The organism is Fusobacteriaceae bacterium (assembly GCA_031272775.1).
Taxonomy (GTDB): domain Bacteria; phylum Fusobacteriota; class Fusobacteriia; order Fusobacteriales; family Fusobacteriaceae; genus JAISST01.
Window position 1 is genome coordinate 115,161 of the sequence record JAISTB010000005.1, and the last position, 18,642, is coordinate 133,802.

Below are 18,642 nucleotides of genomic sequence, written 5' to 3' on the forward strand. Positions count from 1 at the left end.
GAAGAAAAGAAAAAGCAAGGGGGAGTATTATACTGAAAAACACATGAGGAGGCTGTATGAAATTTTTATTCGCGTCGGATTCATTCAAAGGAACGCTCTCGTCGGAAAAAATCATCGAACTCTTGAACATAGCGGCAAAAAAAGTCTTCCCCCAATGTGAGACGGCCGGGGTACTGATCGCCGACGGCGGCGAAGGGACTGTGGAAGCCGTCATCAAGAACACGAAGGGGAAAATGGTCTCCCTCGAGGTTCACGGACCCCTGATGGAACTCAGGAAGTCCTATTACGGGGAAATCAACGAAAAGGAAGCGATCATCGAAATGGCGGCGGCTTCAGGCCTTCCCATGGTTCCGCCCGAAAAGCGCAATCCGCTCCTGACGACAACCTGCGGGACGGGGGAATTGATCAAGACCGCCCTTGACAAGGGCTTCCGGGATATCGCCATCGCCATCGGCGGGAGCGCCACCAACGACGGCGGCATGGGGGCCATGAGGGCGCTTGGCGTCAGATTTCTGGACGCGGAGGGAAAGGAACTGGAAGGAACGGGACAGGATCTGGAAAAGGTCCGGGATATTGATCTGAGCGGGATTCATCCGGCCGTGGCGGAGACAAAATTCACGGTCATGTGCGACGTCAACAATCCGCTGACCGGCGAAAGGGGGGCCACATTCACCTTCGGCAAACAGAAGGGCGGGACCCCGGAAATCTTGAAGCGGCTCGAAAGCGGCATGATCAACTACGCCGGGGTTGTGCTCGCCAAGACCGGCGTCGACGTGGACAAAATTCCGGGCGCGGGCGCTGCGGGAGGCCTCGGGGCGGCCCTTTGCGTTTTTCTCAAGGCAACGCTCAAATCGGGGATCGAAACGGTCCTTGACCTCATTCATTTCGACGAACTGCTCAACGATACGGATCTCGTCATTACCGGAGAAGGGCGCATCGACTGGCAGTCGGCCTTCGGCAAGGTTCCCAGCGGCATCGGCAAGCGCTGTCGGGCGAAAAACGTGCCGGTCGTAGCCGTCGTCGGCGGTATGGGCGACGGGGCGACGGATATTTACGAGCACGGCGTACATTCCATCGTGACGACGGTCAATACGCCCATGCCTCTCGAAGAGGCCCTGAACCGGGCCGAAGAGCTCTATCTCGACGCGGCGGAACGAACGTTCCGGGTGCTCAAGGCGGGCATGAACCTCAAAAAATAAGCAACGTGACTGAAAAAAAGCTGGCGATCACCGCCAGCCTTTTTTTCTTTCCACCGCTACGATACTGTCCACATTGTCGTTTTCAAGATCCGTCAGCAGGCGGTCCACATTGCCCGGCGCGGGCTTGTACCAGGCCTTTTTCCCGAAGTAGGTCTTGAGGTTTTCAGGGCCGAACTGCAAGCCGTAGCGGGCGTAGATTTCGTTTCTCAGCACATAGAGCTCCGCTCTCGAGCAGCTCTCGAGGTATTCCCTCGTGAAGCGCTCCTTGTCGCTGGGGAAGAGGTAATCCCCCGTCCAGCCATAGACGTCCTCCAACGTCGCCGGATCATAGAACCCGGCCGTCGCCTCTTGCCCGGCGGGTTTCGTGTCCGCTGCAGCCGTAATTTCTTCCACTTTCGCCTCTGTGGACGCAACGGCCGTTTCGACAGGCTTTTCTTCGCCCGCCGTCACCGCCACTGCGCCGTCTTTTTCCGCCGGCGCCGGGGAAGCGCTTTCTCCGGATGGGGTTTCAATTTTGACCGCTGCGGGTTCGGCGGATTTCACGTCAGCCGCGGGCGCCGTCTCCCCGGAAGGCTTTGTGTCCACGATCGCCGCCGCCGCTTCGGCGGGCTTCGTATCCGCCGCGGCGACCTCGATTTTCTTTGTCATGATTTCCGTGTAACCTACGGAATACTGCTCGAGATCCGGGCGCAAGTTGTTGAATTTTCCGACGAGGCCTTGGAATTTTGTCTGGGCCACGGCCTTGGTCCCGATATCGGTGGATGAGGCCAGCTCCAGCACGTCCGTGATCTCCGCAAAGAGGTCGATACAGGCGTCAAGACCGTTTTTCAACTTTTCATGGGATTCGGCGAAATCCGCCGGGGGCTTGAGTTCGTCAAATTTTTGGTGATGGGCTTTCAAGATTTCCCCGATATCCTTGGAGACGCTGAGATTTCTGGCGATGGCCGCGGGATCCTGATTTTTGATGTCGACGATGAGCTGCAGGGCCTTATTCAGGGAATTGGTCAGCGAGACGTCCATTTCCCGGATCGTCTCCCTGTAGGCTTCGAGCTGCTCCACGCCGGCGGTTTCTTTTTCCGTCGCCTGTGGCGTCATATTTTGTGCGTGCGCGAAAAAAGAAAAGAAAAGCAGGGTAAAACAGAAAAATTTTTTCATGATGCCTCCGTGTGTCCGGTCCGATGCGATATAACCGGTATTTGGGATTTGTCACACATTCTGCGCTGAATTGTTTCTGGTTATAGTCCATATTATACCAAAAAATCCGGATTCTGTAAAGTTCGGAAACAATTTTCTTTGGCTTTTCTTTCTTTAATTTTTAAGGCCTAGACGGTCCGTTCGTTTTTGGGTGACATTGTAAAATTCCCCCGCTTTCTGATTCTTTCCCTTGACCGCCATTGAAAAATCGTGATATAATAGTATAGATCCACGAGATTTATTTTACGCCGGTCGCAGGGAGGGATCGCAATGAACGGAATCATCCAGCTTTTCAAATTTATGACCCGCTTCCCCCTTTTCGGATCGACGCCGGAAAATGAGGGCGAGCTGGGCAAAAGCATGAAATTTTTCCCGCTGGTCGGCTTTGCCATCGGCGTCGTGTTATACATCTTTTTATGGATCCTGGCAAAACTTTTGCCGGGGGGTCATATTTTCGTGATCACGACGATTATCGCCGCAATCGGGGTGATGATCACCGGAGATATGCACCTGCGCGGGCTTGCCGCCACCTATGACAGCATATTCAAATACCGGAGCAGGCAGAAGATGCTGGACATGATGAAAGACGACGTGTCCATCGGGACAAACGGCGCTATGGCCCTGGGCATAGCCCTTTTGCTGAAAATCTTCCTGCTGGGGGCCATGCTGCCCAAATATCCGTCCCTGATCATGCTCGTTCCCGTGGCCGGAAGGCTCAACTGCGTCGTCAACTGCACGTATATCGGCGCGGCGAAAAATACGGGCAAGGCGAAACTTTTCGCGGACAATACCAAGGTCGCCGACCTCATGGCCGCCGTCCTGATCACCGTGGGCGTCGTTGCCGTATCGATGATCTTTGTGCCGTCCTTTGCCAACTACAGGCTCATCTTGTTTTTCCTGACCCTGTTCGCTTTCGCGGCCACGGTCATCGCCGGCTACCTGTTCGGCTACTGGATGAAAAAACGAATCGGCGGAATCACCGGCCATACGCTGGGCGCCGTCGTCGAGCAGAGCGAGGTGCTGTTTCTGCTCATAATCTATATGGTCCTCGCGGGGACATTCACCGGGTACTTGTAAAAACCGGGAGTACGGAATCATTTTCCACGATCCGGAAGTGAAAAATGGAGGGAAACAAAGGAAATGACGGTCATCGGCGCCGGATCCGGGAAAAATACCGGAAAGGCGGCTATGGGAGCTTTCTCGATTATGAGATCGTGGAGCTGCTCCTGACTTATTGCATCGGCAGAAAAGACGTGAAGCCCATCGCAAGGGCGCTCACGACGAAATACAAGCATATCGAGGACATCTTGCGGGCGGACGCGGCCGAGCTTTTGAAAATCGACGGCGTCGGGGAGAATACCGCCCTGTTTTTACGTTTGATCGGGGATATCGCGACCCGCCTCTACGGAGAACGACTTGCGGACGTGGATCTCGTCACGCTCAAAAACAAAAACGACTTGCTGGCTTTTTTGCGAGGCAATCTGGCCTTTTTCTCCGTCGAGAATTTTATGGTCATCTACCTCGACGTGAAAAACCGCATCTTGAAGCATGAGATCCTCTTTTCGGGGACCATCGACAAAAGCGCGGTCTACCCCAGGGAGATCATCCGGGAAGTCCTGAACCTTGAGGCAAAATCCGTGATTTTCGCCCACAACCACCCCTCGGGCGACGTGGAGCCTTCGACGAAGGATAAGGAATTCACGACCCACATGCACCGCGGTCTCAGGGAATTCGACATCGCGCTGCTGGATCACATCATTATTTCACGGGATTCCTATTTCAGCTTTCTGGAATACGGGACTCTCCGTTAAGGCAAAAAAGGAGGATTGAAAATCACATTGGAAGAGAGAAAACACGCGCCGTCCTACCACGGGCGAAATCCGGAACGGCAGGGGCCGAGGGCTGTGGAACGGCGTAAAACAGATAAAAACAGCGTTTTCAATATCGTCGGCGTCATCTTTGAGGTCACGCGGAAACGATATTATTTTGAAGTGGTCGATAACGGCGACTACAAGAAGGGGGACTATGTCATCGTGGACACGGTCCGGGGGCAGGAAATCGGCCTCCTCTATACGGACGTCATGCCCATGTCTGAGCAGCAACTGGTGCTTCCGCTGAAGCCTGTCCTCAAAAAAGCCAACCCCAAGGAAATGAAAAAATACGCCCAGCTGCGGGACGAGGCCAAGTCGGCCTTTCTCATTTGCAAGGAAAAGATCGCGGAACACCGCCTGCTGATGAAGCTCGTGGAATCCGAATACACCTTTGACAAGACGAAGCTGATTTTTTATTTTACCGCCGACGGCAGGATCGATTTCCGGGATCTCGTCAAGGATCTCGCCAATATCTTCAAGCTGCGGATAGAACTCCGGCAAATCGGCGTCCGGGACGAAGCGCGAATTCTGGGATCCATCGGACTTTGCGGCAAAGAGCTCTGCTGCCGCACCTGCATCAACAAGCTCGACTCCGTCTCGATCAAAATGGTCCGGGATCAGGGGATCGTCATCAATCCCGCGAAGATTTCCGGCATCTGCGGCAGGCTCCTCTGCTGCATGAATTATGAGTATGACCAGTACGAAGAAGCCCTCCGGGATTATCCGGCCGTGAACCAGAGCGTCATGACGGAACAGGGCAAAGGTAAGGTCATTTCCATCAGTCCCCTGAGCGGCTATCTCTTTGTGGACGTGGAAGGAAACGGCGTCATGAAGTTCGACCTCGACCAGGTGACCTTCAACCGCCGGGAAGCGAGCAAGCTGAAAACATCGGGCCCTGACGGGAAAAAGAACGGCAGGGAACCGGAGAAGGATTTGGACAAAGAATTGGAGAAAGTCCTCGAACCCGGCGCGGTTGAGGAATAGAGGAGAAAATGACGGAAGAATCGTTTATCCGGGGGCCTTATGGCTTTACCTCCGATACCCTGGCCCTCGTCCGCTTCTTTATCCGCTGCCGGCGGGAGAAGCGGGAAGCCGACGGGAAAAAACAACCCGCGATTTTGGATATCGGCACGGGAAACGGGATTATCCCGGTCCTTCTGGCAAGCGAAGGGGGATACCGGAACCTGACCGCCGTGGAGATCCAGGAAGGCGCCGCGGCATTGGCGCGGCAAAATTTCGAGGATGCGGGCATCGCTTCCGACGTGACCCTGATCCATGGAGACGTGCGGGAATTGAAGGCCGGAAACCGTTTTGACGTTGTGATCTCAAACCCGCCCTATATGGCGGTTGACGGGCGAAAAACCAATTTGCTCGAAGAAAAGGCCCGATCCCGGCACGAACTCTCCCTGACGCTGGAAGACCTCGTGGCCTCGGCCAAAAGGCTGCTGAAGCCCGTGGGAAAGCTCTATCTCGTGTACAAGACGACGCGCTTTCCCGAGCTCTTGCAAACCCTCGCGGCCTGCCATTTCGCGCCCGGCCGGACCCGATTCGTGTACGGCGCGCCCGGGAGGCCTTCCCACGCGGTCCTGATTGAGGCCGGAAAAGGGAAAGGCGGTCCCTTTACCCTTGAGGAACCTTTGTATCTCAATTCACAAACGGAGGAGGAAGCATGAACGCGTTCACATTCTACAACCCGACCCGGATCTTTTTCGGAGAAGGGGCCATTTCGAAACTGGAAAAACAACTGAAGGAATACGGGAAAACCGTTCTTTTGACTTACGGCGGCGGCAGCATCAAGAAAAACGGCGTCTACGACGCCATCATGGCCGTGTTCGCCAAAACCGGCAAGACCGTTGTGGAAGTTTCGGACATCATGCCGAACCCCCGGACCGAAAAAGTCTACGAGGGGATCAAGGCCTGCAAGGAACATCATGTGGACTTCATCCTGGCGGCCGGCGGCGGTTCCGTCATCGACTGCACAAAGATGATCGCGGCGGGGGCAAAGACCGACGAAGATTTCTGGGACGCCTTTTTCGTGAAAAAACTCAAATGTCAGGAAGCGCTCCCTTTCGGCGCGGTACTGACGCTGGCGGGAACGGGTTCCGAGATGGACTGCGGCGGCGTCATCACCCAGTGGGACACCCAGACGAAGATTTCCTATTTCAGTCCGCTGCTGTTCCCGAAATTCTCCATACTGGACCCCACCTATACATATTCGCTGCCGAAAAATCAAATGATCAACGGCGCCATGGACACGCTTTCCCACGCCTTTGAGCAATATTTTTCCCGACCCGACGAGAGCAATCTCTCCGACGATCTCGCCGAAGCCGTCATGAAAAACGTCATCGAAAATTTGAATACGGCCATCGCCGATCCCACGGACTATGTGGCCCGCTCAAACCTCATGTGGTGCGCCACCATGGGCCTCAACGATCTGATCGGTCTCGGCAAGGAGCAGGACTGGATCACGCACAAGATCGAACACGCCCTGTCGGCCTTCTACGATGTGCCCCACGGCGCGGGACTCGCGGTCGTCCACCCCAATTACATGCTCTATACCTACAAAAATGGCGTAAGCAAATACGCCCGCTTTGCCCGGAACATCTGGCATGTGGACCCGACGGGCAAGACGGAGGAGCAGACGGCGCTGGAAGGGATCCTGCGTACGAAGGACTACCTGAAATCCATCGGCGCGCCGTCCACCCTGGGCGAACTTGGTGTGCCTGAAAGCAGTATTGAAGCCATCGCGGAGAAGACCATCCTCTACAAGACAAGCTATTCGGACCTCAAGGCGGAGGACGTCAAAGCCATCCTCCGGTTGTGTCTGTAGGAAAAGGGGGAGTATCGTGAAAAAGAATCTCAAATACATCCTTTTGGCCGTGGTGGTTCTGGGCGTGCTGATCACTTTTACGGCCCTTGTGAAACAGGCGGGCATCGTCCCCATCGGGGCGGGCCTCGGGCTCATTATCCTCGGGATCGCCGCGCTCTTTACGCTGTGAACGCTTCAACAGGATCAAAATAGATTTTACCAATTTTACACGGGGGGAACATGAAAACATACGCAATCACGGAAAAGGGGATTTTACGGGAGGCTCAACGCAAAGACGCGGCCCTTGTGCTGGAATTCATCCGGGGGCTCGCCGAATACGAGCATTTGCTGGATATGGTGGAAGCGAGCGAAGAGGGCTTGGCCCGCTATCTCTTTGACGAGAAGAAAGTCGAGATCCTGATCTGCGAGTACGAAGGAAAAGCCGTGGGGTTCGCGCTTTACTTCCACAATTTTTCGACTTTCCTCGGAAAACCGGGCCTCTATATCGAAGACCTCTTCATCTTGCCGGAATACCGCGGAAAGGGTCTCGGCAAAGGGATGTTGACGACGATCGCGCAAATCGCCGTCGAGAGAAACTACGGACGCGTCGAGTGGGCCTGCCTCGACTGGAACGAACCCTCGATCCGCTTTTACAAGAGCCAGGGCGCCGTCCCCATGGACGAATGGACGATCTTCCGGCTGACCGGGGAAAACCTCGCGAAACTGGGCGCGCCCGGAGAGAAAAAATAAATGCTGAAAGACGCGCCGGCTTTTTATCGAATGTGCGTGTTTCCGGCGCTGTGGGAGGAAATTGTGTTCCGGGGAACGCTGCTTTTGCCTTTTTCCCGAAAATATCCCCGGATATCGGTATTGGCGACTTCCGTCCTCTTCGCCCTCATTCACGGGGGCCTGTACCCCAAGGTTTACGCGTTTTGCTCGGGCCTCATCCTGGGGGCTGTGGTCATCAAGACCGGAAAATTATGGCTTACGATCCTGCTCCATTTGATGAATAACGCCCTCGTTTTTTTCTTTATCCTGAAATAATCGGTTTTTTCCGGGAGGTAGCGCATGGATCCCCTGTGGCTCACCTGGGCCAAAAAACTCCAGTCCGTCGCCCAATCGGGGCTGGCTTATTCGGACAATCCCTACGACCGGGATCGCTACGAGCAGATCCGGGAGATTTGCGTCGACATCCTCTCCCGCTATACGGAAGCCGGCGAGGAAAAAATCCGGACGCTCTTCGCCTCCGAAGACGGCTACCAGACCCCCAAGGTCGACGTCAGAGCCGCCATTTTCAAGGGAAACGAGATCCTTCTGATCCGGGAAAAAATCGACGGCAAATGGGCCATGCCCGGCGGCTGGGCCGACGTCGATCTCTCGATCCGCGACAACATTGCCAAGGAAGCCCGGGAAGAGGCGGGCTGCGAGATCAAAATCCGCCGCATGGTGGCCGTCCTTGACCGGCAGCGCCACGTGCGGGACGCCTTCCCCTTTTCCGTCTACAAGATCATTGTGGAGTGCGACTACGTGGGCCAGCATTTTGAAAAAAACACCGAGACCTCGGCATACGGCTTTTTTACGCTGGACAATCTGCCGACGCTCTCTGAAGGCCGGACGAACCGCAAGCAGTTGGAGCTTTGCTTTGCCGTAAGAAAAGAAGCCGCCCACGAAGTGATCTTCGACTGAGCGGCCTTGAATCTGTCCTATATGTGATAAAAGACGCGTTGCGGCGCGTCTTTTTAACTTTCCTCCTTCGCTTTCTCCTTCAAGACCGTCCGCAGAGCCCAGATCCCCATGGGGACCGAAAGCAGGAACGTACAGACGTCGGCTACCGGAATGCAGAGCTGGATGCCGAGGACGCCCAGGGCGGGGACGAGCGTATAAAGCAGCGGGATCAGGAAAAAGCCCTGCCGGGCGAAGGCCAGAATGCTGGCGGGAATGGCTTTTCCTATGGTCTGGAGCATCATGTTGTTTAAAATAATCCAGGCAAAGAGCGGGTAGGTCAGACTCTGGAAGCGCAAAGCCAGCGCCCCCACCCGGATTACCTCGGCGTCGTCTTTCCGGAAGAGGGCGATAATCTTCGGAGAGAAGATAAAGGCCGCCGCGCCCAAGAAAACCAGGAAGATGACCGCGGTCCTCAGGCAGACCCAAAAGGCCTTCTTTACCCGGTCATAGCGTCCGGCGCCGTAATTGAAGCCGCAGACGGGCTGAAACCCCTGTCCGAGGCCCAAAAGGGCCGAATTGGACATCAGGAAAATCCGGTTGACGATGGCCACCGCCGCGATAACCGCGTCTCCGTAAGCGCCCGCCGCGTGATTCAAAAGGATCGTCGCGATGCTCTGGAGGCCCTGCCGGAGGAGCGAGGGAAAGCCGCCCCGGATCATTTCCCGGTAGACCCAGAACGAAGGAGAGAAAGCCTTTACGCGGATCCGCACATTTCCCGGGGCCGAATTGCAACCGACCACGAAGAGCAGAAGACAGCTGAGCGTCTGGCTGATCATGGTCGCGAGAGCCGCGCCTTTGACGCCCATGCCGAACGTGAAAATAAAAAGCGGATCGAGACCGATATTGAGGATTGCCCCGGAGACCATGCCGATCATCCCGAAAAAGGCACTCCCCTGAAAGCGGAGCAGATTGTTCAGCATCAGAGACGAGACCATGAAGGGCGCGCCCAAAAGGATATAGCGCAGATAATCCTTGGCGTAGGGGAGGATGGTCTCCGTGGCGCCCAGGGTCCTGGCCAGAGGCGTGAGGAAGATCGAGCCCGCCGCGAGAATGCAACAGCCGATGAAAAAGGCCGTGATAAAACCCGTAGCCGCCATTTTTTCGGCGTCTTCCATCTTGCGGGCGCCCAGCGCCCGGGAAATATAATTGCCGGAGCCGTGGCCCGTAAAAAAGCCCACGGCCTGGATGATATTCATCAGGGAAAAGGTGATGCCCACGCCGCCGGTGGCGCTTGTCCCCAGAGCGCTTACAAAATACGTGTCCGCCATGTTGTACAGGGCCGACACGAGCATGATGACCATGGTCGGAATGGCCATTTTGACGAGCAGTCTCCCGACCGGAGCCGTCGTCATCAGGAGAAATTTCTCGTCCTGGGCTTTGTCTTTCATAAAAAATCCGCTCCTTCGCGTGGTGTATCGCGCAATCGGCGCTTTGCCGCGATGCAATTTCATGTCATTCTGATTTCAGTTTAGCACGTTTTTGCCCTCATGTCCACCGAAATTTGCTTGTTACCGGAAGTTTTTGCTTTCCCGATGATTTTTACGCACAATTTATCCATTTTTTACTTGCCAAATCGTCATAATATGTTATAATGAATTATTAAGGTACAGAAGGAGAGTGAAATGAAAAAGTTACCTATCGGCATTGACGACTTTGTTAAGCTTGTCGAAGACGGCTATTATTATGTCGATAAGACAATGTTGATCGCCGACTTGCTGGAGCACGGCGGCGAAGTGGTGGTGCTGGAAAGGCCGAGGCGCTTCGGGAAGACGCTGACCCTGCAGATGTTGTTCCACTTTTTCGATATTTCACGGGCGGAAACCAGCAGACCGATTTTTGAAAAGCTGGCCATCGGCAACACCCAATACATGTCCGAATTGGGCAAATACCCGGCGGTTTTCATGTCTTACAAAGACATCCAAGCGCGGAACATGCAGCAATTCCGGACGAATTTTCACAAGAGCATACGCTATTACCTCAGCGAATGTTCTTTTCTGCTGGACAGACTCGGCCCGGGGGACACCGAGGTGTTCCACGATTTGGTAAAAAATGAAAATTCCATTTTCCTCAACAACGCGCTTTTCTTTCTGACAAAATTTTTCTCTACTTATTATAATCAACGGGTGGTCCTTTTGGTTGACGAAATCGAGAGCCTCAGCGCCTATTGCGAATCCGAAGAGGCCTATGAGGAGATGTCCGCCTTTCTCCGGATCCTCTATTCTTCGGTCACCAAAAGCAATCCCTATCTGAAATTCTGCCTGATGTGCGGCATCATGCGCTCGTCCCGGGAAGGATATTTCACCGACGTCACCAACGCCCGCTTCGTTTCCGTCGTGGACGAAGGCTTTGAGACGGTCTGCGGCTTTACGACGGAGGAAGTGCAGACGGCCTTGGCGCAATACGGTCTCTCACAGTACGCCGACGCCGTTCACGAATGGTACGGCGGCTACAAATTCGGCGGAACGGAGATCTACAATCCCTGGTCCGTCGTGCAGTTTATTGCGATCAAGCGCTTCGCGCCCTATTGGGTCCAGACGAGCAACGACGAAGTGATCAACTTCATTTTCCGGATGTCGCTGGATACGGTCTATCACGACATGTTCAATCTCTTCAACGGGGAGAGCATAAGGAAATTTGTCTTTAAAAGCCTGCCCTTCCGTGATCTCATGGCCCGGAAGAAAATCTGGACCCTGCTCCTGTTCAACGGATACCTGACGGCGGAACAGGTCTTTGACGAGACCGGCTACTGCCAGTTGAGTCTTCCGAACAAAGAAACCTTCCTCTTTTTCCAAAACGGTTTTTACGAAAAATTCATCGGCCTCAACAACCTCCATTTTGAGGAGCTTTTGAATTCCCTGCGGGGCAACAACCTCAAAGGAGAGAATTCCTTTGAGACGAATTTCCAGGAAATCTTCAAGGCCCGTCTTCCGGAATTCACGGCGGAGAATCAGGAGGTCTTCTATTACGGTATGATCGGCTGCATGGTTCTGGCGCTCAAGGACGAATACAAATGCTACACGAATATCGAAGGGAAGACCGAAAAAATCGAGCTCATCCTCGAACCCAAGGACAAGAACCGGGACGGCTTTGTCTTTTCCTTCAAAATGGTGGGAATCGGCGGCAGTTTCCGGGAGACCATGGAAGAAGGCCTCAAGGGCATCGACCAGAAAAAATACCGGACGCTTTTCTTTGAAAATGGCGTAAAACGGGCAAGCGCCGTGGCCATCGCCATCTATGAGGACATCCTGCGGGTGTCCTGCGTGACTTTGTAGCGGGAAAAGAGCCGACACTTAAGGCAAGCGATTGATTCCGGGCGGCACAAAAGGAGATGAGGCGCTCATGTGTTACTATATTACGGGAATGATCTCCAAAAGAAGCAACATGGAATATATCAATATGGTGGCTACCGTATTCGACATGGAATTCCGGCGGTGCAAAAACAGATTTGTCCAGGCCCAGCTGGAAAGCGACGAATACTACATCCGAAAGTATTCGGAATTTTGTGATTGCGATACGCCGCTGGGCTTGAAAAGGCGAAAACAACCGGAGCTTTGCCACCTCAAAGTGGATTTTCAGCTGGAAAACTGGATAAATTTTATAAATATAATTATCGTTGAAAAACGCCTGACAGACAAATTCGGGATTTTATTGCATTTTTACGAAGACGGCAAACCGGAAAAAGAAGACATCCGGATCAAGGCGCGAAAACCGGTCAAAGCCACAAAAAGCCGACTCATGAACATCGAGGAGGACGTCCTCTATGTCTTCGGCGCCTGATCGGGGGAGGAACTTGGATGAAAGAAATTCTCGTGATTACCGGCAGCCCCAGAGTGGGCGGCAACAGCGACAAAATGGCCTGGGCCTTTGCCCGGGGGGCCGAGGGAAAGGGAAACCGCGTCTCGTATTTTGAGGCGGGAAAAAAGGATATCCTCGCTTGCATCGGCTGCAACACCTGCTTCACCAGAGGGCAGGCCTGCTCCTTTGACGACGATTTCCGGGAGATGGCGCCGCTTTTGGAAAAGGCAGACGCCGTCGTATTTTGTACGCCGCTCTATTACTATTCCTTTCCGGGAAAAATGAAAGCGGCCATCGACAAATTTTACGCCTTCCTCGTGGGAAAACACGATCTGCGCGGCAAGGAATGCGCGCTGCTCGCCTGCGGATACGGCCACCGGCCCGATGAGTTCGAAGCCCTGACCAAGCTCTATGACCTGATTTATTGCGGTCTCGGGTGGAAAGACCGGGGGCGGGTTCTCGTCCGGAAGGCGCTCCGGATGGGGGATATCGAAAAAACCGACGGATTGCGGCAGGCTGAGGAGCTTGGGGCGTCCTTTTAAAGCATAAGAAAAGCGGAGGGAAAAACATGGAAATCAAAGAGCAATCGATCCATAAACAACGGGCGCTGCTGGCGGCCCAGGTGGTCAAGAATCTCCAGCGCCGACGCTATGAGGCGTATTTTTGCGCGACAAAGGAAGAAGCCCTCGAAAAGGCCCTGTCGCTGATCCCCGAAGGATCTTCGGTCGCTTGGGGCGGATCCCTCTCCGTCGTGGATATCGGGCTCGTGGACGGGATCAAAAAGACCCCGGGGCTCAAGATCATCGACCGGGACCAGTCCAGGACCTGGGATGAGCGCATGGAAAAAATGCGGCAGTCCCTGCTCTGCGACGTCTATTTCAGCAGCACGAACGCCCTTTCCGAAGACGGGATCCTCGTCAATGTGGACTGGCACGGCAATCGCGTGGCCGCCCAGATCTTCGGGCCCAGATCCGTCGTCATGATCGTGGGCATGAACAAAGTCTGTAAAACCAGGGAAGAAGCGTGGAGCCGGGCGAGAAATTACGCGGCCCCCATCAATATCTTCCGTATCCTCGGAGACGCGCAGATCAGCGGCGGCGCCGCCAAAAAAAACACGCCCTGCGCCAAGACAGGGACATGCAGCAATTGTATCAGCGAGGACTGTATCTGCTCATACATCGTGGAAACGCGGGTCTGCCGCTTTCCCGGACGCATCAAAATCATCCTCGTCGGAGAGGAATTGGGCTTCTGATATCGGCAAAAAAAATGGATCAATCGGTTGACTTTGCGCGGCGAAACAGGTATACTATAAGCACTTCATCAAGTGAAAGATTTTTCACTTGCCCGGAAAATTATAGATTCAAGGAGGAAAGCAGGACATGAAAAAAAACACGATCCTGATGGTTGTCGTGTCCGTAATTGTCGTAATCATCCTGATGTTGCTGGATGGCCTCAAAGGCAGCGGCAGTAAGTACATCGGCCAGGCCGACGGCTACGGCGGAGCGAGCAATCCCATCAAAGTAGAAGTTTCTTTGGACGCGGACAAAAAAATCACCGATATCCGGGTTCTCTCCCACGGAGAGACCGACGGGATCGGAACGATGGCAATCGACATGCTGCCCGCGCAAATCGTGAATACCCAGACCGTCGACGTCGACAACGTCGCGGGAGCGTCTATTTCCAGCGGCGGCTTGAAAAGAGCAATTTTGGACGCGTTGGCAAGCGGCGGTCTCGATATTGCCAAATATCAGAAAGGGGCGTCTGTGGCGAGCGCTCCGGCCAAAGCGGAGCCCGCCAAAACCGAGCCCGCCAAAGTGGAAGCGGCCAAGGCCGAGCCTGAGAAAACCGAAGCGGCAAAGCCGGAAGAACCGCCGTTCGATCCCGGCCATAAGGACGCCGTCATTGACGTACTCGTCATCGGCGGAGGCGGCGCCGGCATGACATCGGCCATCGCCGCGGCCGAAAAGGGCGCACATGTTGTCTTGCTTGAAAAAATGCCCATTCTGGGCGGCAACACGACCTATTCCACGGGCGGCATCAACGCGGCCAACACGGATCTCCAGCGGGAGGCCGGCATAACGGACGATTCGGAAGAGATTTTTTACGAGGACACCATGAAGGGCGGCCACAACAAAAACAATCCCGAGCTCGTCAAGACCCTGACCGAAAACGCCAAAAACGCCGTTACCTGGCTGATCGAACGGGGGATGGACCTCAAGGAAGTCGGCATGTTCGGCGGGGCCAGCAAGAAGAGAATCCACAAGCCCACAGGCGGAAAGGCCATCGGGCCCGTCCTCGTGGCGGCGCTCAAGAAAAAAGCCGAAGACCTCAAAATCGATATCCGGCTTGAAAACAAAGTCATCAAGCTACTCAAGATCAACGGCCGCGTCGTAGGGGCCGAAGTGGACAACAAAGGGCATTTCTACAGAATCTTCGCCAAATCGGTCATCATCGCCACAGGCGGTTTCGGGGCCAACCCCGAAATGGTTTCCCAATATAACCCCAGCCTCAAGGGCTTCGGCAGCACAAACAGCAAAGGCATAACGGGCGACGGCATAAAGCTTGTGGGCGACGCAGGCGGGCAACTGGTCGATATGGAACTGATCCAGACCCACCCGACCGTGGTGCACCAGGCCGCCGATATGATTACGGAAGGCATCCGAGGCGACGGCGCGATCCTCGTCAACCGCGAGGGAAAGCGCTTCATCAATGAACTGAAGACCCGGGACGTCGTTTCCGAAGCGATTCTGGCCCAGACCGGCGGCAGCGCCTTCCTCGTCTATGACCAGGAAGTGGCCGACAAGGCCGCGGCCTACAAGGGTTACGTAAAATTCGCGAAGCAGGGCAATACCATAGAGGAACTGGCGAAAAACGCCGGGATCAATGAGGCGGATCTCGTGACGACCATGAAGCTCGTGGCCCAGTACGCGGAAAATCAGTCGGATCCCGATTTCCAGAACGACAAAGGACTTGTGAAGCCGCTGACCAAAGCGCCTTTCTACGCCATCGAAATTTCCCCCGCCGTGCATCATACCATGGGCGGCGTCAAGATCAACACAAAGGGCGAAGTGCTGGGCGCTGACGGTAATCCCGTGGCGGGACTCTTCGCCGCCGGTGAAGTGACCGGAGGCGTTCACGGGGATAACCGTCTCGGCGGAAACGCCGTCGCGGACATCGTCGTATTCGGAAGAATCGCCGGAGACAACGCCGCCGATTACGCCAAGTCCATCTCCGCAGCTACGGATCCGGGAAAACTGGAGGCTTACCTCAAAGACCTGAATGACGCCCTCAAGGAATACAATATCGTCGTCGAGCTGATCAATGACCAGCTGCGGCTGCTCCTGCCGGGCGGGCTGACCTTTGACGTCGGCAGCGCGGCCCTCAAAGAGGACTTCAAGAAATCTCTTGACGCCATCAGCGTGGTGCTGAACAAATATCCCGATACGGCCGTATTCGTGACCGGCTATACGGACAATACCGGCGCCAAGGAAGCGAACAAGAAACTTTCCGAAGACCGGGCGAAGAGCGTCGTGGACTACATGATCTCCAAGCAAGTGGACGGCGACCGCTTCTATTCGGAAGGCTATGGCGAACTTCACCCCGTCGCGAGCAACGCCACCGATGAGGGAAAAGCCAAAAACAGACGCGTCGAGATTCGCGTACTGACCTCCTACTAAAAAAATTCCCCGGTAATGGGCGAAAAACCCTTACCGGGGATTTTATTTTTTAACGTTGACCGACCTTTTTAATCATATCGAAGGAAACGATGAGGGTCATCTGAATTTTCATTTCCTGAACGACGGAAATGGGAACGGAGAAATCCTCGTCGGCCGCTGCCGCCGGCGAGGCCGCCGCGTCAAAGACGGCCATGCGGGCATTGGCCTGACTCTGGCGATACTGAATGGGGCGCGCGGTGTTTTCCTGCACATAGCGGACGTCGCCTACCTCAAAACGTCCGGCTTTGGCAATGGCGGCGGCTTGATCGAGGGCGTCGCCCATGGCGATCTCATAGGCAAGCAGTTTCGACGCCTTCCGGGTCTTTTCCGATACGCCGTATTGCGGTTCGTCCAGGACCACGATATCCGTGGGTTCGATTTTTTTATAGACGTCTCCGATTTTTGCGGCGATGTCAAACTTGACTTTGAGCCGGTGCACGACGTCGGCCGAGTCCTTTACGGTCCCTGATGTGGTGACGACGCCGTATTGAAGCGTTTCCATGTTTTCCGGCTTCACGCCGATTTCTTTGGTGAGAAAATTCTTGAATTCCGTCATGACTTTCGTATTTTCTTCCGTGGCCTTGAGTTTCGCGGTTTTGCTGTCGCCCATGGAAAACTTGCTCGCGTTGGTCTTAAGCTCAAAGGTCAGATAAAAAAACTCCGGATTCATCTGGATCGTACCGCTGCCGACCATGTTGTCGAGAGCGCCGATCCGGATATACTGGCCGCCGTATTGGAGGCTCTCCCGTTCATATTGGAGCTTCAGGAGCTGTACCTGTTCGGCCGTGTATTTTCCGGCGTCCAGATTGAGGTTGAGAACGGATTCTTGCGCCATGGCGAGGGTTCCGTCCAAGGCAAGCAGAATTGCGACAAGGATTTTTTTCATAAGAAACCTCCGGTTTTGGGATAATATTCTTTATACCATATTTTTGTGGCGGAGAAACAACAGGGGAAAAATTCGAAATTTGGCTTGACAGCGGAGGCTTTCCGGCATACAATGAAAGATGGAGGAAAGAAAATTGCGCTTAATTGAACTTGTGTTGATCGGTATCGGCCTTTCCATGGACGCCTTCGCGATCTCCATCGCTTTGGGACTCTCGGTCCCGAGGGCGGGCATCCGGGAAATCGCCATGCCGGGAATTTATTTCGGAGGCTTCCAGGCCCTGATGCCTGCCGTCGGCTATTACGCTGGGACGCGCTTCGTGGATCGGATCAAGTTTCTCGACCACTGGATCGCTCTGTTCGCACTGGGCATTATCGGGATCAACATGATCCGGGAGAGTTTTTCGAAGGAAGCTTCCGTCCAGTACAGCTACAATTGGGGGAAAATGTTGGTTTTGGCATTCGCGACCAGTATTGACGCCTTTGTGGTGGGGGTCACCCTCGCCTTTCTTGCCGTGGGCATATTCCGCGCGGCTTTCGTCATCGGGTTCGTGACGCTTTTGATCTGCATGGCGGGCGTCGTGATCGGCCGTCTCTTCGGGGCCAGGTATCAGCGCAAAGCTGAATTTTTCGGCGGCCTTGTACTCGTCGCCCTCGGTCTCAAGATCTTTGTGGAGCATGTGTTTCTGTAAAATTACCGCTTGCAAAAAACCCGCCAAAATGCTATAATATAACTTGCCCTGCTCGGGACTCGGATCCCGGGCCAAAACCACAGGGAGGAGGTAAACATGAAGCGATACGAACTGATGTTCATCATCAACCCCATTCTGACCGAGGAAGCGCGGGAAGCGGCCATCGAGAAAGCCTGCGACATATTGAAGGCTTCCGGCGGCAACATCCTCAAAGCCGACAAATGGGGAGAACGGAAATTGGCTTATCCGATTGATAAGAAAAAAACAGGTTTCTATGTTTTGGTCACTTTTGAGATCGAAGGAACCGCGCTGACGGAAGTCGAAAGAAAGCTCAACATCGTTGAGGAAATCATGCGCTATATCCTGGTCAAACAAGACGACTAGACCCTTGCGGATCCCGGACAGAAGTGAAAAAATCAAAAGGAGGAAGAAATGCCGGAATACAGAAGAAAGAGAGCGAAACTTCGGGTAAAGGCAGAGGAAATTGATTATAAAAACGTGGACCTTTTGAAAAGGTTCGTTTCCGACAAAGGAAAGATCAATCCCTCCCGCGTTACCGGCGCCAACGCCAAATTGCAGCGGAAAATCGCCAAAGCGGTCAAGCGCGCGAGAAACATCGCCCTGATCCCTTATACCAGAACGGAAAAATAATCGCGATCCATCAAAAAAGACCGCCGAAGGAGCAGTTCCCGGGCGGTTTTTATTTTCCGGAAAATTCACAAAAGGATCTGTCGTCGATCGGATACTATTGACAAGCAA

At 54.3% G+C, this 18,642-nt stretch carries 21 protein-coding genes; 18 read left to right on the forward strand and 3 right to left on the reverse strand.

What is annotated here, in order from left to right; translation table 11 throughout:
* Positions 1–56: 56 nt before the first annotated feature.
* Complete coding sequence (locus LBQ97_01435; GenBank protein MDR1831378.1) at positions 57–1,199, forward strand: glycerate kinase; 1,143 nt, start codon at positions 57–59, stop codon at positions 1,197–1,199.
* A 27-nt stretch (positions 1,200–1,226) separates the two neighbouring features.
* Here LBQ97_01435 and LBQ97_01440 read toward each other — a convergent pair whose 3' ends face one another.
* A complete protein-coding gene (locus LBQ97_01440; GenBank protein ID MDR1831379.1) occupies positions 1,227–2,354 on the reverse strand; it encodes a YARHG domain-containing protein in 1,128 nt (375 codons plus the stop codon).
* Between the two features lie 309 nt (positions 2,355–2,663).
* Between LBQ97_01440 and LBQ97_01445 the strand changes: the two genes are divergently transcribed.
* From LBQ97_01445 to LBQ97_01485, 9 genes are all read left to right on the forward strand, one after another.
* Complete coding sequence (locus LBQ97_01445) at positions 2,664–3,470, forward strand: adenosylcobinamide-GDP ribazoletransferase (GenBank protein MDR1831380.1); 807 nt, start codon at positions 2,664–2,666, stop codon at positions 3,468–3,470.
* 44 nt (positions 3,471–3,514) lie between these two features.
* Positions 3,515–4,204, forward strand: a complete 690-nt coding sequence (radC, locus tag LBQ97_01450; protein ID MDR1831381.1) for a DNA repair protein RadC — start codon at positions 3,515–3,517, stop codon at positions 4,202–4,204.
* 93 nt (positions 4,205–4,297) lie between these two features.
* Positions 4,298–5,248, forward strand: a complete 951-nt coding sequence (locus LBQ97_01455; protein MDR1831382.1) for a stage 0 sporulation family protein — start codon at positions 4,298–4,300, stop codon at positions 5,246–5,248.
* Between the two features lie 8 nt (positions 5,249–5,256).
* On the forward strand, positions 5,257–5,937 hold the full coding sequence (locus LBQ97_01460) for a methyltransferase (protein ID MDR1831383.1): 681 nt from the start codon (positions 5,257–5,259) through the stop codon (positions 5,935–5,937).
* Complete coding sequence (locus LBQ97_01465) at positions 5,934–7,094, forward strand: iron-containing alcohol dehydrogenase (protein ID MDR1831384.1); 1,161 nt, start codon at positions 5,934–5,936, stop codon at positions 7,092–7,094. The genes LBQ97_01460 and LBQ97_01465 overlap by 4 nt, the downstream gene beginning before the upstream one ends.
* A 16-nt stretch (positions 7,095–7,110) precedes the next feature.
* The gene (locus tag LBQ97_01470) at positions 7,111–7,263 is read left to right on the forward strand and encodes a hypothetical protein (GenBank protein MDR1831385.1); all 153 of its coding nucleotides are present in this window, start codon (positions 7,111–7,113) and stop codon (positions 7,261–7,263) included.
* A 50-nt stretch (positions 7,264–7,313) separates the two neighbouring features.
* On the forward strand, positions 7,314–7,823 hold the full coding sequence (locus LBQ97_01475) for a GNAT family N-acetyltransferase (protein ID MDR1831386.1): 510 nt from the start codon (positions 7,314–7,316) through the stop codon (positions 7,821–7,823).
* Entirely contained in the window at positions 7,824–8,117 is a 294-nt protein-coding gene (locus LBQ97_01480; GenBank protein MDR1831387.1) for a CPBP family intramembrane metalloprotease, read from the forward strand. It begins immediately after the preceding gene.
* 24 nt (positions 8,118–8,141) lie between these two features.
* A complete protein-coding gene (locus LBQ97_01485; protein ID MDR1831388.1) occupies positions 8,142–8,759 on the forward strand; it encodes an NUDIX hydrolase in 618 nt (205 codons plus the stop codon).
* Between the two features lie 53 nt (positions 8,760–8,812).
* On the opposite strand, the gene LBQ97_01490 is transcribed toward LBQ97_01485, so the two are convergent.
* On the reverse strand, positions 8,813–10,186 hold the full coding sequence (locus LBQ97_01490; GenBank protein MDR1831389.1) for an MATE family efflux transporter: 1,374 nt from the start codon (positions 10,184–10,186) through the stop codon (positions 8,813–8,815).
* A gap of 234 nt (positions 10,187–10,420) precedes the next feature.
* On the opposite strand from LBQ97_01490, the gene LBQ97_01495 reads away from it, so the two are divergent.
* From LBQ97_01495 to LBQ97_01515, 5 genes are all read left to right on the forward strand, one after another.
* The gene (locus tag LBQ97_01495) at positions 10,421–12,070 is read left to right on the forward strand and encodes an AAA family ATPase (protein ID MDR1831390.1); all 1,650 of its coding nucleotides are present in this window, start codon (positions 10,421–10,423) and stop codon (positions 12,068–12,070) included.
* 67 nt (positions 12,071–12,137) lie between these two features.
* Complete coding sequence (locus LBQ97_01500) at positions 12,138–12,575, forward strand: hypothetical protein (GenBank protein MDR1831391.1); 438 nt, start codon at positions 12,138–12,140, stop codon at positions 12,573–12,575.
* 17 nt (positions 12,576–12,592) lie between these two features.
* Positions 12,593–13,135, forward strand: a complete 543-nt coding sequence (locus tag LBQ97_01505) for a flavodoxin family protein (GenBank protein ID MDR1831392.1) — start codon at positions 12,593–12,595, stop codon at positions 13,133–13,135.
* A gap of 26 nt (positions 13,136–13,161) precedes the next feature.
* Positions 13,162–13,845 (forward strand): lactate utilization protein, encoded by a 684-nt coding sequence (locus tag LBQ97_01510; GenBank protein ID MDR1831393.1) that lies wholly within the window; start codon positions 13,162–13,164, stop codon positions 13,843–13,845.
* A gap of 127 nt (positions 13,846–13,972) precedes the next feature.
* Positions 13,973–16,270: a flavocytochrome c gene (locus tag LBQ97_01515; protein MDR1831394.1), complete on the forward strand. Its 2,298-nt coding sequence runs from the start codon at positions 13,973–13,975 to the stop codon at positions 16,268–16,270.
* Positions 16,271–16,319: 49 nt separating this feature from the next.
* Here the strand turns inward: LBQ97_01515 and LBQ97_01520 are convergent, their stop codons facing one another.
* A complete protein-coding gene (locus LBQ97_01520) occupies positions 16,320–17,195 on the reverse strand; it encodes an SIMPL domain-containing protein (protein ID MDR1831395.1) in 876 nt (291 codons plus the stop codon).
* A gap of 133 nt (positions 17,196–17,328) precedes the next feature.
* Here LBQ97_01520 and LBQ97_01525 point away from each other — a divergent pair, with 133 nt between their 5' ends.
* The 3 genes from LBQ97_01525 (at position 17,329) to rpsR (ending at position 18,534) form a co-directional block, all read left to right on the forward strand.
* Positions 17,329–17,883: a manganese efflux pump MntP family protein gene (locus LBQ97_01525; GenBank protein ID MDR1831396.1), complete on the forward strand. Its 555-nt coding sequence runs from the start codon at positions 17,329–17,331 to the stop codon at positions 17,881–17,883.
* 96 nt (positions 17,884–17,979) lie between these two features.
* Entirely contained in the window at positions 17,980–18,267 is a 288-nt protein-coding gene (rpsF, locus tag LBQ97_01530) for a 30S ribosomal protein S6 (GenBank protein ID MDR1831397.1), read from the forward strand.
* A 48-nt stretch (positions 18,268–18,315) separates the two neighbouring features.
* Entirely contained in the window at positions 18,316–18,534 is a 219-nt protein-coding gene (rpsR, locus tag LBQ97_01535; GenBank protein ID MDR1831398.1) for a 30S ribosomal protein S18, read from the forward strand.
* Positions 18,535–18,642: the final 108 nt, after the last annotated feature.